This window comes from Sinorhizobium sp. FG01 (genome assembly GCF_002531875.1).
Taxonomy (GTDB): domain Bacteria; phylum Pseudomonadota; class Alphaproteobacteria; order Rhizobiales; family Rhizobiaceae; genus Sinorhizobium; species Sinorhizobium fredii_C.
This window is the reverse complement of sequence record NZ_NWTB01000062.1, coordinates 1-1048: the sequence shown is the minus strand read 5'-3', so window position 1 is coordinate 1048 and position 1048 is coordinate 1. Positions and strand designations below refer to the sequence as shown.

General features: G+C 57.3%; 1 protein-coding gene. It reads right to left on the bottom strand.

Going from position 1 to position 1048, the window contains the following annotated elements; translation table 11 throughout:
* Positions 1–969 (bottom strand): IS110 family transposase (locus CO656_RS29505; protein WP_097528137.1); only part of this gene is annotated, 969 nt, incomplete at its 3' end.
* Positions 970–1048: the final 79 nt, after the last annotated feature.

Below are 1048 nucleotides of genomic sequence, written 5' to 3'. Positions count from 1 at the left end.
CATGGTCGCTCGCAAACGCGGATTTCCCGCCTTTGAGACACCTTGTTCGCGGTTAACGTTGCCGCTTTGCCAAGGAGAGGGGGCAAGCCCCGCGTAGGAGGCGATTTGCCGCCGATTGTCGAAGTGCCTGAACAGGCCTTCCGTGTAAAGTATCGTAGCGAACTCCGGGCCAATTCCTCTGATGCCCAAAAGCGCTGTCGCGCCCCGCGGCGTTTCCGGCGTCTCGTGGACGATCAAGGCATCTCGCTCTGCTTCTACGGCCTTGATTTGTGTGAGTATCAATTCGAGGCGATCAAGCTCTCTGCAGATCTCTGCCTTCAGGTGTTTTGACAGCGGACGGCCATCTCCAGTTCGAAGCTCGTCCAGACGCTGGCGACGGTCTCGATTTACCGGCTCGTACCCTCGTATTCCTTGCGTGAAGAGCAGCCCCTTGATGCGATTGACGTGGAAGACACGCTCCGCAATCAGAGTTTTCCGTTCCCGCCCGATCCGACGGTTGTCGTCCTCCTCGGGTGTGAGAAGTTTGACCATAGAGCAGGCCCGCGGCTCGCCCCGTTTCCAAGCCATCAAAGCGCGTATAAGTGTTTCGCCGTCGATGCGATCCGTCTTTGCCCGACGATGGCGGCGTGGCATGGCAATAGATGCAGCTTCCACAATATGGCTCTCGATCCAGGTTTCCTTGCTGAGGATGCGCCCCAGCCAGAAGCCATCAAGTCCGGCCTCCTGGATCACGACCAGCGGATAAAGCTTGTCCTTACGCCGCTGGGCTTTCTGGCGAAGGGCGGCAAAACACGAGAACAAGCCGGCGATATCGCCTCCGGTAACTGTATGGCGAGACAGCTTTTCACTTCCCGGCGATAGAGCTGTCACGAGCCATGTCGATTTGCTCAATTCCAACGAGACGAAAATTGCGCCAAGATCGACGGGGGTAGTGGTCTGCACTTGAGAATGATCTGCTGTCATCGGCATGATTGGCCTCCAGAGAGTTTTCTAGCGACCTCACTCTGCCACGGTGCAGACCGCTACTCACCCCTGATGGGATCTCAAG